A 13520-nucleotide genomic window follows, 5' to 3' on the forward strand; every position below is an offset into this window, starting at 1 on the left:
GACACTGGATGATCGCGGTGCCTATGTGCGACCGGCTTCAGCCGGGAAGGGGCCAGTGTGAACAGCATAGATCTCGGGTGTGGCGACAGACGCCTTCCCGGCTAAAGCCGGTCCCACAGGTTGATCGCGGTGTGACAGTAAGACCGGCCGGGGCCGACAGTATTGGATGATCGAGGCGGGGCGATTTTTGGATTATTCGCGCACTGCAACGTCCATCAATGAAGCACGCCACGCATTCCTGCTCCTTTATGTAACACCCCTCTCCTCTCTCAAACCACGCGGCTATCCACGAGCCTGTTGATCCAGAGCCTTCCACGGCTTACTGGCAAAACGGGCACGTTGCGTGCATATCAAATATCGTATACGAAATTACTTATCCGGCCGTTTCTCCCTTTGCACGCACCGAGGCTTCTATGAAAAACCAAGCTGTCGCCGTCGCCCTCCTCGCCGTCATGAGCTCTGCCTTTATCAACACCGCGCTGGCCGACAAGCTCGATGACATCATCGACTCCGGCAAGCTGCGCTGCGCCGTGACCCTGGACTTCCCGCCGATGGGGTCCCGTGACGACAAGAACAATCCGGTCGGATTTGACGTTGATTACTGCAACGACCTGGCGAAGGTGCTGGGCGTCACCGCCGAAGTAGTGGAAACGCCGTTTCCGGACCGCATTCCTGCACTGGTTTCAGGGCGCGCTGACGTGATCGTGGCGTCGACCTCGGACACCCTGGAGCGGGCGAAAACGGTGGCGATGAGCATCCCGTATTTCGCCTTCCAGATGGTGGTGCTGACCCGCGACGACGCCGGCATCAACAGCTACGACGACCTCAAGGGCAAGGATGTCGGCAACACCAGCGGCACGTTCGAAGCGATCGCGCTGGAGAAGGATCAGAAGAAATGGGGCAGCGGCAGTTTCCGCGCCTACCAGACCCAGAACGACACCATCCTCGCCGTCGCCCAGGGCCACATCAAAGCGTCCGTGGTGACGAACACCGTCGCCGCCGCCACGCTCAAATCCGGCAAGTACAAAGGCCTGAAGATTGCGGGCAATGCGCCCTACACCATCGACTACGTTTCCCTTGCGGCGAAGCGTAATGAGTACGGGCTGATTCATTACCTGAACCTGTTCGTGAACCAGCAAGTGCGCTCGGGGCGCTATGCCGAGCTGTATGAAAAATGGGTGAGCGGCAAGCCGGTGGACCTGACCGTGCCGGGCGTCTATTACTGAGGGGAACGATCAGAGGGCGCGGACCGTGTAGGAGCGTGGCTTGCTGCGGGCCGCGATCGGACGAACGCGGTGGGTCTGACACGAAGATGTCGACTGACACGCCGCATTCGCGAGCAAGCTCACTCCTACAGTGGATCTCGGCAAAGCAGGCAATCGTCGGCGCACACAACATCGGTGCTGATCGTTCCCTCGCTCTGCGTGGTAATGCAGGGCCTGACGCTCTGCGTCAGAAAAGCGCAACGCGGAGCGTTGAAAGCGGCATTACCACGCGGAGCGTGGGAACGATCAAACAAAAGCGGCGTTACCACGCGGAGCGTGGGAACGATCATCACTCGGCACCCACGCTGGAACCGGTTCATTACTCAGGAGCCCACGATGTCTGAAGTCTCGTTGAACGGGCGTTGTCTCGTCTCCGGCAGCGCTCAGGGTGAGTTGCTGTACGCCGACGTGGGCCTGAGTTTCTGGGGCGGGGTCGAGCCGTTTACCGGTGAAGTGATCGACCGTCATCACCCCCTCAGCGGCCAGTTCATCAACGGCCGGGTGCTGGCGATTCCCAGCGGCCGCGGTTCGTGCACCGGCAGCAGCGTGTTGCTGGAATTGATCCTCAATGGCCACGCGCCGGCCGCACTGGTCTTCGAACGCGTGGAAGACATCCTCACCCTCGGCGTGCTGATCGCCGAGCACATGTTCGGCCATTCGATTCCGGTGATCAGCCTCGGCGAAGCGGGTTTTGCAGCGCTGCGGAACGTCGCTTTCGTGCGGGTCGAGGATGATTGCGTCAGCGGCTTTGCTTCCCCGCCACCGCCTCTCCCTCGCGATCAAACAAAACAGGCGAGTCACCGCCCGATCACTCAGATTTCACTCACCGAAACCGATCAGGGTTTTCTCGACGGCGCTTACGGCAACGCTGCGCAGGTGGCGATGGGCATCATCCTGCGCATGGCCGAGCTGCAGGGCGCAACCGAACTGCTGGACATCACCCAGGCGCACATCGACGGCTGCATCTATACAGGACCGGCCAGCCTGCGTTTCGCGCGGCAACTGGTGACATGGGGCGCCAAGGTGCGCGTGCCCACCACCCTCAATTCAATTTCCGTGGACAAACGCCGCTGGCGCGAACTGGGTGTCGATCCGGCCCTCGGCGAACCGGCCAGCCAGCTCGGCGATGCGTATCTGGAGATGGGCGCGCGGATGAGTTTTACCTGCGCGCCGTACCTGCTGGACAGCGCACCGGAGCTGGGCGAGCAGATCGTCTGGGCCGAATCCAACGCGGTGGTGTACGCCAACAGTGTGATCGGCGCGCGCACCCTGAAGTACCCGGACTACCTCGACATCTGCATCGCCCTGACCGGCCGCGCGCCGAAGATCGGCTGCCACCTGACCCAACAACGGCTGGCGACCCTGCGCATTGATGCCCCCGCGCTGGAAGGCCTCGACGACAGTTTCTATCCGCTGCTGGGCTATCACGTCGGGCTGCTCTGCGGCGCCACGATCCCGGTGATCTGCGGGCTGGAAACCAAGGCGCCAACGCTGGATGACCTCAAGGCGTTTGGCGCTGCGTTCGCCACCACCTCCGCTGCGCCGATGTTTCATATCGCCGGCGTGACGCCCGAAGCCACCACCGCCGAACTCGCATTGGGCGGGCACGCGCCGGAGAAAACCCTGAGGGTCAGCCCGGCGGACCTGCTGCACAGCTGGGGCGAACTGAACAGCGCGCAAACGCCGGAAGTGGACGCGGTGACGTTGGGCAATCCGCATTTCTCCCTGAGCGAATGCGCGACCCTGGCGCACCTGTGTGGCAGCCAGCGCAAGCATGAAAATGTGGCGATCGTGATTACCTGTGGCCGCGCCACCCTGGAGCGCGCGGAGCAAGCCGGCTATGTCGAGACGCTCGAAAACTTCGGCGTGCAGTTTGTCACGGACACCTGCTGGTGCATGCTCGGCGAACCGGTGATTCCGCCGACCGCGCGCAACCTGATGACCAACTCCGGCAAGTACGCGCACTACGCCCCCGGGCTGGTGGGGCGTCGCGTTCATTTCGCCAGCCTGGCCGAATGCGTACACAGCGCGATCACCGGGGTTGCCAGCGGGCGCCTGCCGGTCTGGTTGATGGCGGCGCACCAAGCGGAGGTCAGCGCAGATGTTTGATTACAACTTCCACTGGCGCGCGGCGTTCAAAGCCCTGCCCGACATGCTCAACGGCGCGTGGGTGACCTTCGAAACCGCCGCGCTGTCGATGATCCTCGGCGTCACCATCGCGCTGTTTCTGGTGTTCATGCGCCAGGGCAAAAACCGCCTGTTCCGGGGTTTCGCCGCCACCTGGATTTCCATCGCGCGCAATACGCCGTCGCTCTTCCAGGTGTACATCCTGTATTTCGGCCTGGGCTCGTTCGGGCTGCACATCAGTTCGTGGGCCGCGTTGCTCGCCGGCATCACCATCAACAACGCGGGCTATCTGGCGGAGAACTTCCGTGGCGGTCTGAAGGCCGTGCCCGACACCCAGTTGCGCGCCGCCCGTTCGCTGGGCATGAGTGCGCCCCAGGCCTATCGGCTGATCGTCATTCCGCAGTTGCTGCGCATCGTTTTCTATCCGCTGACCAACCAGATGGTCTGGGCCGTGCTGATGACATCCATGGGGGTGATCGTCGGCCTCAACAACGACCTCACCGGCGTGACCCAGGATTACAACGTCAAGACCTTCCGCACCTTTGAATTCTTCGCCATTGCGGCGGTGCTCTATTACCTGATCGCCAAGCTGATCGTGGCCGTTGCCCGGCTGCTGTCCTGGCGGCTGTTCCGGTACTGAGGAGATGAGCATGTTCGAGAGCACATTCACCTGGAACGACCTGCAATTCATGCTGCAAGGCGCGTGGGTCACGATTTTGCTGACGGTGGTGTCGATGTTCATCGGCACCCTGGCCGGGGTGGTCTGCGGCATGGCCCGCGCCCTGCTGCCGCGCAGCACGATTCCGCTGGCCTGGGTGCTGGACGTGTTTCGCAGCGTGCCATTGCTGATTCAGTTCGTGCTGTTCAACGCGCTGAAAAGCATCGTCGGCCTGAACTGGAGCGCATTCGCCGTCGCCTGCGTGGTGTTGGGTTTGTACGTCACCGCGTACTGCACGGAGATCGTGCGCAGCGGCGTGCTGTCTGTGCCGCTCACCCTGCGCCGCGCCAGCCGCTCGCTCGGCCTGACCTACTGGCAGGACCTGCGCCAGATCGTCATGCCGATGGCCACCCGCGTGGCGTTTCCCGGCTGGATCAACCTGCTGCTGGGGGTGATGAAAGACACCGCGCTGGTGATGTGGATCGGCATCGTCGAACTGCTGCGCGCCTCGCAAACCATCGTCACGCGCATTCAGGAGCCGCTGTTGGTGCTGTGCATCGCCGGCCTGATTTATTACGTCATGAGTCTGGTGGTCGCTCGCCTGGGCGCCCGGCTGGAAACGAGGTGGCAGGAAAATGATTGAGATCGACAACGTGCACAAGTCATTCGGCGAGCTTGAGGTCATCAAGGGCGTGAGCCTGCAGGTGAACAAGGGCGAAGTGGTGTCGATCATCGGCGGTTCGGGCTCGGGCAAGTCGACGCTGCTGATGTGCATCAACGGGCTGGAATCGATCAAGAGCGGCAGCATTCGCGTCGACGGCACCGAGGTTCACGCCAGAGGCACAGACATCAACAAGCTGCGGCAGAAGATCGGCATCGTGTTTCAGCAGTGGAACGCGTTTCCCCATCTGACGGTGCTGGAAAACGTCATGCTGGCCCCGCGCACCGTGCTGGGCAAAAGCAAGGCCGAAGCCGAGGCGCTTGCGGTTAAGCAACTGACCCATGTCGGCCTGGGCGACAAGCTCAAGGTGTTTCCCGGCAAGTTGTCGGGCGGTCAGCAACAGCGCATGGCGATTGCCCGGGCGCTGGCGATGTCGCCGGATTACATGCTGTTCGACGAGGCCACGTCGGCCCTCGATCCGCAACTGGTGGGCGAGGTGCTGGACACCATGCGCATGTTGGCGGAGGACGGCATGACCATGATTCTAGTGACCCATGAGATCCGCTTCGCACGGGATGTCTCCGACCGCGTGGCGTTTTTCCGCAACGGGCTGGTGCACGAGATCGGCACGCCGGATCAGGTGATCGGCCACCCGCAACGGCCGGAGACGGCGGATTTTTTGCGATCAATCAACTAGAGCCTGCTCAGGAGGATTTTAGGTCATGCGCTCATCGAAAGTGATTCATGTGGTCAGTTGTCACGCCGAGGGTGAGGTGGGCGATGTGATTGTCGGCGGGGTTGCGCAGCCGCCGGGGGAGACGATCTGGGAGCAGTCGCGCTGGATCGAGAAGGACAACGTGCTGCGCAATTTCATGCTCAACGAGCCGCGCGGCGGGGTGTTCCGCCACGTCAATCTGCTGGTGCCGCCCAAGCACCCGAAAGCGCAGATGGGCTGGATCATCATGGAACCGGCCGACGTGCCGCCGATGTCTGGCTCCAACTCCCTGTGCGTGGCGACAGTGCTGCTGGACAGCGGAATCCTGCCGATGACCGAGCCGGAAACCCGCCTGATTCTTGAGGCGCCCGGTGGCCTGATCGAGGCGATAGCCCAGTGCCGCGACGGCAAGGTGACCAGCGTCGAGGTGCACAACCACCCTTCTTTCGCCGATCAGCTGGACGTGTGGATCGAAGTGCCGGGGCTGGGTTCGATTCAGGTCGACACCGCCTATGGCGGCGACAGTTTTGCCATCGTCGACTCGGTGAAGCTGGGCTTTTCCCTGACCGCCGATGAAGCGAAGGACCTGGTGGAAACCGGCCTGAAAATCACCAAGGCGGCCAACGAGCAGTTGGGGTTCAGCCATCCACTGAATAAGGACTGGAATCACATTTCCTTCTGCCAGATCGCCGCGCCGGTCAGTTTTGACGGCGGTGTGGCCCACGCGGCGAACGCGGTGGTGATTCGCCCGGGAAAGATCGACCGCTCGCCGTGCGGCACCGGGTGTTCGGCGCGACTGGCGGTGTTGCATGCCAAGGGCCAGCTGAAGGTGGGCGACCGGTTTATCGGGCGTTCGATCATTGGCTCGGAGTTTCACTGCAAGATTCAGAGCGAGACCGAAGTGGCCGGGCGCAAGGCGATCATCCCGAGCCTGTCCGGGCGGGCCTGGATCACCGGAACGCACCAGCACATGCTCGACCCGAGCGACCCGTGGCCGGAGGGGTACAAGTTGAGTGACACGTGGCCGGTGGGGTTGAAGTTGTAAATGCTGCGGCTGCTTTCAATAAATGCGAAACCGATTTTTCTGAATGAATGCAAAACCCTGTAGGAGTGAGCTTGCTCGCGAGGCGTTGTGTCAGTCACCGCATCCGTCGCAGACACGCCGCATCGCGAGCAAGCTCACTCCTACAAAGGATCGGGGGCGGCATGAAGTACTGATTAAACGCAGCAATCGTTAGGCGTGATTCGTCCGAAATTAAGCGTATACGAAATACCTTTATCCAATCAGGAGTCAATCATGAGCCAGTCCGTATCCTGGAGCGGGGTCTTCCCTGCCGTTACCACGCAATTCAATGACGATTTCTCCCTCAATCTGGAGGCGACCCACAAGGTCATTTCCAACCTGGTGCGCGATGGCGTGTCGGGGCTGGTGATCTGCGGGACCGTGGGCGAGAACACCTCCCTGAGCGTCGCTGAAAAGATCAGCCTGGTGGAAGCGGCCAAAGATGCCTCGGCCGGGCGCGTGCCGGTGATTTCCGGCATTGCCGAGTTCACCAGCGCCAACGCCTGTGACGTTGCCAAGCAAGTGCAGAAAGCCGGGGCTGACGGGATCATGCTGATGCCGGCGCTGGTGTACTCGGCCAAGCCCTTCGAAACCGCCACGCACTTCCGCACCGTGGCCGCCGCCACCGACCTGCCGATGATGGTGTACAACAACCCACCGATCTACAAGAACGACGTGACGCCGGACATTCTCATCTCCCTGGCGGACTGCGACACCATCGTCTGTTTCAAGGATTCGTCGGGCAACACCAACCGCTTCATCGACGTGCGCAATGAAGTCGGCGATCGCTTCGTGCTGTTTGCCGGGCTGGATGACGTGTTGGTGGAAAGCGTCGCCGTGGGCGCGGTGGGCTGGGTGTCGGGGATGTCCAACGCCTTCCCGAAAGAGGGCGAGACGCTGTTCCGTCTGGCCAAGGCGGGGCGCTTTGCCGAGGCGATGGCGCTGTATGAGTGGTTCATGCCGCTGCTGCACCTGGATGCGCGTCCGGACCTGGTGCAGTGCATCAAGCTGTGCGAAGCGATCATGGAACGCGGCAGCGCCCTCACCCGCCCACCGCGTCTGGCGCTGCCGGACAGCGACCGGGAATATGTCGAGAAATTGATGAAGACAGCGTTGGCGAACAGGCCGGTATTGCCGGAGGTGGGGTTGTAACACGCGCTTTGATGGGGTGAACGAATACGTGAACCCCGCACCATCTACGGTAGGAGCGTGGCTTGTCCCGCGATCTGACGCGAAGCGGCAGCAAACTGACAACTGCGGGGGAGTCAGGTGCCCCGCGTTTGCAGGTTTCACGACGACTGCGTCGCCGGTCGCGGGACAAGCCACGCTCCTACGGTTTTGCGGCGCATGAGCCGGCGCATTCGCCCTTACACATTCACCACATTCACAAACCGCGAGGCGGCGGTTTCGTCGATGCGCAGGTTGGTGAAATCGAACAGGTTGCGGTCCGCCAGTTGCGACGGCTGGACGTTCTGCAGGCTGCGGAAAATCATGTCGGAGCGGCCCGGGGTTTTGCGGTCCCATTCCTGCAGCATGTCCTTGACCACCTGACGCTGCAGGTTTTCCTGGGAGCCGCACAGGTTGCACGGGATGATCGGGAACTGTTTGATGTCCGAATACGCCTGAATGTCCTTCTCGGCGCAGTAGGCCAGCGGACGGATCACCACGTTGCGGCCATCGTCGGCGCGCAGCTTGGGCGGCATGGCCTTGATGCTGCCCTGGAAAAACATGTTCAGGAAGAACGTCTCGACGATGTCGTCGCGGTGGTGACCGAGGGCCATCTTGGTCGCGCCGATTTCATCCGCAAACGTGTACAGCGTGCCGCGACGCAGCCGCGAGCACAGGGAGCAGGTTGTCCGGCCCTCGGGGACCAATTCCTTGACCACCGAGTAGGTGTCTTTCTCGACGATGTGGTACTCGACGCCCAGCTGTTCCAGGTACGCCGGCAGGACGTGCTCGGGGAAACCCGGCTGCTTCTGATCCATGTTCACCGCGACGATGTCGAAGTGGATCGGCGCAACTTTCTGCAAATGCAGCAGCACGTCCAGCAGCGTGTAACTGTCCTTGCCGCCGGACAGGCAGACCATCACCTTGTCGCCCTCTTCAATCATGTTGTAGTCGGCCACTGCTTCGCCCGCGAGCCGACGCAGACGCTTCTGCAGTTTGTTCTGATTGACTGAAAGGGTGCCCATGGCGCTGGTATCCGCTCGCTGTGGTCTGAAGTGATGGGGGGAAAGGGTCGGCATTTTACGCAAAAAGCCCCGGTTGGGTAATGCATCGCTATCGTGAAGCTGGCCCCGCTGTATGCGCCGGCTTGCTGGCGAATTCGCGCGTCCAGTCGACAACGAGGTCTCTGCCGTGCCAGGTTCGCCAGCAAGCCGGCGCCTAAAAAAGCCTTACTCGTGCATCGGTTTGAATGGGCGGCTGATTACCAACCGCTATTAGCCAAACCCTTGAACACCTCAATCGCTCTAACGCAGCCGGTTTTCGGGTGCTCAGCTTTCTATACTGATCCGAGAGGTCGCAGCCATTTCCCTTGATCGATTGTGACCTTGTCCTGACGGCATCTGCAGTCGGGCGCTTCGTCTGAAGCGGCGGCACACTTCGCGGGAGTAACGGACATGATTCATCACGTCTTGGGGCTGTTCACCCACCCCGATCAGGAATGGCAACAGATACGTGGCGAGGGTGAAGAAAGCATCGGCCACCTTTACCTCACTCACACGCTGATCCTCGCGGCGATCCCCGCCGTGTCGGCGTACATCGGTACCACCCAGGTGGGCTGGATGATCGGCGATCGTCCGCCGGTCGTGCTGACCAGCGCCAGCGCGGTGTGGATGGCGCTGATGTCGTACTTCGCCATGCTCGCCGGGGTCGCCGTCATGGGCGGCTTCATCCACTGGATGGCGCGCACCTATGACGCCACGCCCAGCCTGGCGCGCTGCGTGGCATTTGCGACCTACACGGCGACGCCGCTGTTCCTCGGCGGTATGGCCGCGATTTACCCGCACATGTGGCTGGGGATGATGGTCGGGCTGGCCGCGGTCTGCTACACCGTGTACCTGCTGTACGTCGGTTTGCCGGTGTTCATGGGCGTACACCCGGAGGACGGCTTCATGTTCTCAAGCTCGGTGCTCGCGGTCGGGCTGGTGGTGTTGGTGGCGATCATGGCGTTTACGGTGGTGCTGTGGGGCGTGGGGATCGGGCCGGAGTACACGATCTGATCAGGCCCCGATCCGCCGGAACACTGCATCATGTCGCCGAGACCCGTCCCCTGTAGGGGTGAGCTTGCTCGCGATCGCGGTTCGACGGTTACGTGGTTTTACCTGATAGATCGCAATCGCGAGCAAGCTCACTCCTACAGAGGGTGCGCGGTGCCAGGCCAGGCCAGGTTGTCTCATGTCGGGTCATGTCGGGTCATGTCGGGCCGGACGCTTTCGAGGCGAACGCGCGCCTTCCATTCAAGCAGACCATTCGGCGCCTGGGGTTTTGGCGGGACAAGACCTTTGCGGCATACTCGCTTCCTCTGGAGACCGATGAAGCATGCTCGAACCACTCAACACCCGCGTCGAATCCTGCTACCAGCAAGCCGAAGATTTCTTCAAGCGCCCCTTCAAACGTCCGGTCGTGAGCGTCAAGTTGCGCGGCCAGAAGGCCGGCGTGGCCCATCTGCACGAGAACATGCTGCGCTTCAATCCGCAGCTGTACCTCGAAAACAGCGAAGACTTTCTGCGCCAGACCGTTCCTCACGAGGTGGCGCACCTGGTGGCTTATCAACTGTTCGGCGACACCATTCAGCCCCATGGCGAGGAATGGCAGCTGATCATGCGCGGCGTCTACGAGCTGCCGCCCAATCGCTGCCACACCTACGAAATCCAGCGCCGCAGCGTGACCCGCTACATCTACCGCTGCCCCTGCCCGGAAAGCGATTTCCCCTTCACCGCCCAGCGCCACAAGCTGGTGCGCAAGGGCCGCCGCTATCTGTGCAAGCGCTGCCGGGGGATTCTGGTGTTCAGCGGCGAGACGCGGGTGGAGTGATTGCCCGCGAACGCGGTCTGTCTGTGGCGTCCATCGCGCCTGACCCACCGCCTTCGCCAGCAAGCCGGCTCCTTGGTTGTGCGCATGCCTTCAGGTTTTCCCACACGCTGGACACAGGTTCTGCGCACCACCGCGATTTCCCGGTTCGACGCATACCCACTGTAGGAGCGCGCTTGCCCGCGAACGCGATCTGTCTGTGGCGTCCATCTCGCCTGACCCACCGCATTCGTCAGCAAGCTGACTCCCACAGGTTATGCGCAGGCCTTCAGATTTTCCCACACGCTGGACGCAGGTTCTCCGTACCACCGCGATTTCCCGGTTCGACGCATACCCACTGTAGGAGCGCGCTTGCCCGCGAACGCGGTCTGTCTGCGGCGTCCATCTCGCCTGACCCACCGCCTTCGCCAGCAAGCCGGCTCCCACAGGTTGTGCGCATGACGCCGAATCCCGGCCAACGCAGATCCACTGTAGGAGCGCGCTTGCCCGCGAACGCGATCTGTCTGTGGCGGCCATCTCGTCTGACCCACCGCATTCTTCAGCAAGCTGACTCCCACAGGTTTTGCACCTGCCTGGCAGCCAACAGCCAGCAACAAAAAAAACCATAAAAAAAGCCTGTCCGAAGACAGGCTTTTCTAACAACCCTTACCGCAAACGTGTGACCAAGCTAAAGGTAGCCACCCCCCTTCGACCTGAGAGTAATCTATGGTTTCCGCACTCACCCATCACACCCCAACGGGGGTGCAAAAGCTCTCGTATAAACGTCACAAATTCCTGCCTCATCTTAGGAAGAACTCTCTTCAGAGTTATAAAATATAAATAAAGAGGTGTCGGATCACCAGAATCCTCAGCTGCCCACTGTTTTCCGTCTCTGAAACAGAAGATCACGCAGCGAGCAAAAATCGATAATTCTAATTCCTGCGTGCCTCGTGTTCGCTCCATAGCGCAGAGCTTCGAGACTTGAGCTTTCACGACAATATCGTCCACATCCAACTTCACACGACCGACTGAATCTCTGAGAAAAAAACAAGCTCTAAACGTCTTTCTTCAGAAATCGACCTTATTCTTCCGTCATTCAGCAGTTCCAATAAGAATTTTGCGTACTGGCGCCTTAGCTGGTCGAACGACACTTCCCGAGCTATTAGTTGCGCTTCAAGTTCCTCTATTTCGAGCACTTCCTGGTTTTCAATCATCTGAAATCCCGTCCCTCACGCCGAGCCGATTCATAACAGGTAAACAGAAGACTTAAAGGGGTCAAGAGTTAAAGGGGTCCGTCCCCTTTAACTTTGGCTAGTCTTTTTTAAGTTCGACAATTTTCCGGTTCAGGGCGATGAAATCCACATGAGTGTCAGGGGAAAAATTTTCAACCAAGTCTTGGAGGTGGAGGTGCTCTAAGCCGAACTCGGCCATTTCGTCGGCTGCATTGATCAGAAAATCCCCCAAAGCTCTCATGGTTTCGGAATCCGCGATAATTGATATCTCATCAAGTTGAATATTTTTATTACTGCCAGTGGCCGTGCCATGTACGGTAAAAGGCGTAAGATTTTTCATATGTTGAATCCCTGCGATCGAAGGTAATCTTTCTCTTTACGCGTCAAATCATCTACATCACCACGTGAGCCGTGACTCTGTGAGCCGTCTTGATTTACAACAATTTCTTTCTTTCTGGACTTGCATTGGCAGTGAGCATGAACCTGCTGATTAGTGTTTTGCACATGGGGCGGGTCGAGTCGTATTCGGCCTGTACCTACCGGCTCCCAACGCCCCGAGCTCGCCAAGCCCGTTGGATCAATCCACGATACCGGGTTCGGCGCATAAACATGGAGGTTCAATCCGCCCACGTAGCTGATCGGATCCTTGCTGATAAACCGCCCGACCTTTGGATCATAGTACCGATGCCGGGTGTAGTGCAGGCCGGTTTCGTGGTCGTGGTATTGGCCCTGGAATCGGATCGGGTTGGTGAGGCCGATTTGTTGGGCGAAATCAGAGCGCTGTTCCTTCGCCTCGCCCCACGCTTTGTATTCGGCGCTCCAGGCGGTGTTGCCGTTTTGGTCGGTGATTTCCTGGGGCGTGCCGAGGTGGTCGCATTGGTACCAGGCGAGGGCGTTGATCGGCAGCGCCACCGGTTTGTAGTTCCAGAGCGGGTCTTCCTTGAAGTTGTAGCGGCCCTGATACGTCGGCTGACTCACGAGTCGGATTGTTTCGTGGCGGATGGCCTGGACCACCGGGACGAATGTGCCAGGCTCGTGGATGTAGTGGACAGTGCGGCCGAGAGCTCCGGCGTACGGCGGGGGGCTGCTTTCCCAGGCGAGGGTGTCGCCATCCCAGCCGTACAGGGTGAAGCCGCAGCCGAGTTCTCGCTCTTTGCGGGCGTGTTCGTTTTCGTTCCAGCCAGTACCGGCTTCTGGGCGGGGTCGGTAATGGGCTTTTGAGAGTTTGTAGAGGCGCCTTCCGAGTGGGTCGTAGCCGAAGTCTACGGTAAGGCGCGGATCGCAGAAGTGCACCAGACGATCGAAGAGGTCCCAGTGCAGTTCGCTGCGCAGGCCGTTGGTCCAGCGCTCTGTCTGGTTGCCGCGTTCGTCGTATTCGTAGTGGCCGCCTGCGTAGTCGCGCAGGAGGTTGTCCACGAGTTTGTTTTGAGTCGGTTTGGGGTCTAGTGGGCGGCGGACCGGCGCGGCGGTTTCGTTGAGCAGGTTGCTTGCAGGGTCGAAGGCGAAGGTTTCGGTGCCGAGGCGACTGGTGGCGCTTAGCAGGCGGCTTACCGGGTCGTAGCGATAGGAGAGCGGGCCGCGACGGCTGTCGTTGATGTCGGTGAGCTGGCCGGCGGCATCGTAGGTGTAGGCGCGTTTGATGAGCGTGGTTTTATCGTCTGCTCGGCCCAGTAGTTGTTCTTGGAGGCGTCCCGCCGGGTCCCATTGCTGGGTTTGCAGCAGGTTATTGCCTTGGTGCCGGCTGATCTCGCGGTGGAGGTCGTCGCGCTCGTAGCTGAGCAGTTC

Annotated in this window: 13 protein-coding genes; 9 read left to right on the plus strand and 4 right to left on the minus strand. The window is 60.5% G+C overall.

From position 1 onward, the window contains the following. Positions 1-413: 413 nt before the first annotated feature. From ACYAR8_RS12340 to ACYAR8_RS12370, 7 genes are all read left to right on the plus strand, one after another. On the plus strand, positions 414-1226 hold the full coding sequence (locus tag ACYAR8_RS12340) for an ABC transporter substrate-binding protein (RefSeq protein ID WP_074892332.1): 813 nt from the start codon (positions 414-416) through the stop codon (positions 1224-1226). A gap of 375 nt (positions 1227-1601) precedes the next feature. Further along, on the plus strand, positions 1602-3374 hold the full coding sequence (lhpI, locus tag ACYAR8_RS12345) for a cis-3-hydroxy-L-proline dehydratase (RefSeq protein WP_463580033.1): 1773 nt from the start codon (positions 1602-1604) through the stop codon (positions 3372-3374). Continuing rightward, positions 3367-4032: an amino acid ABC transporter permease gene (locus tag ACYAR8_RS12350; RefSeq protein ID WP_065992814.1), complete on the plus strand. Its 666-nt coding sequence runs from the start codon at positions 3367-3369 to the stop codon at positions 4030-4032. Before lhpI ends, ACYAR8_RS12350 begins: the two co-directional genes overlap by 8 nt. A gap of 10 nt (positions 4033-4042) precedes the next feature. Further along, complete coding sequence (locus ACYAR8_RS12355) at positions 4043-4693, plus strand: amino acid ABC transporter permease (RefSeq protein WP_108120509.1); 651 nt, start codon at positions 4043-4045, stop codon at positions 4691-4693. Continuing rightward, positions 4686-5408, plus strand: coding sequence for an amino acid ABC transporter ATP-binding protein (locus tag ACYAR8_RS12360; protein ID WP_074892335.1), 723 nt, complete (start codon positions 4686-4688; stop codon positions 5406-5408). Before ACYAR8_RS12355 ends, ACYAR8_RS12360 begins: the two co-directional genes overlap by 8 nt. Before the next feature lie 25 nt (positions 5409-5433). After that, positions 5434-6471: a trans-3-hydroxy-L-proline dehydratase gene (locus tag ACYAR8_RS12365; RefSeq protein ID WP_463580034.1), complete on the plus strand. Its 1038-nt coding sequence runs from the start codon at positions 5434-5436 to the stop codon at positions 6469-6471. 252 nt (positions 6472-6723) lie between these two features. Further along, entirely contained in the window at positions 6724-7641 is a 918-nt protein-coding gene (locus ACYAR8_RS12370; protein WP_463580035.1) for a dihydrodipicolinate synthase family protein, read from the plus strand. A gap of 215 nt (positions 7642-7856) precedes the next feature. On the opposite strand, the gene ttcA is transcribed toward ACYAR8_RS12370, so the two are convergent. Beyond that, positions 7857-8681, minus strand: a complete 825-nt coding sequence (gene ttcA / locus ACYAR8_RS12375) for a tRNA 2-thiocytidine(32) synthetase TtcA (protein ID WP_463580036.1) — start codon at positions 8679-8681, stop codon at positions 7857-7859. A 429-nt stretch (positions 8682-9110) separates the two neighbouring features. Here ttcA and ACYAR8_RS12380 point away from each other — a divergent pair, with 429 nt between their 5' ends. Then, positions 9111-9713, plus strand: a complete 603-nt coding sequence (locus ACYAR8_RS12380) for a Yip1 family protein (RefSeq protein WP_463580037.1) — start codon at positions 9111-9113, stop codon at positions 9711-9713. Between the two features lie 319 nt (positions 9714-10032). Further along, entirely contained in the window at positions 10033-10527 is a 495-nt protein-coding gene (locus ACYAR8_RS12385) for a SprT family zinc-dependent metalloprotease (protein ID WP_074892340.1), read from the plus strand. Between the two features lie 992 nt (positions 10528-11519). Here the strand turns inward: ACYAR8_RS12385 and ACYAR8_RS12390 are convergent. From ACYAR8_RS12390 to ACYAR8_RS12400, 3 genes are all read right to left on the minus strand, one after another. Continuing rightward, on the minus strand, positions 11520-11717 hold the full coding sequence (locus tag ACYAR8_RS12390; RefSeq protein ID WP_463580038.1) for a hypothetical protein: 198 nt from the start codon (positions 11715-11717) through the stop codon (positions 11520-11522). Positions 11718-11814: 97 nt separating this feature from the next. Beyond that, the gene (locus ACYAR8_RS12395) at positions 11815-12075 is read right to left on the minus strand and encodes an Imm32 family immunity protein (RefSeq protein WP_463580039.1); all 261 of its coding nucleotides are present in this window, start codon (positions 12073-12075) and stop codon (positions 11815-11817) included. Beyond that, a partial coding sequence (locus ACYAR8_RS12400; protein WP_463580040.1) for an RHS repeat-associated core domain-containing protein occupies positions 12072-13520 on the minus strand: 1449 nt, incomplete at its 5' end. The genes ACYAR8_RS12400 and ACYAR8_RS12395, both read right to left, overlap by 4 nt.

The organism is Pseudomonas sp. HP_01, assembly GCF_055284355.1.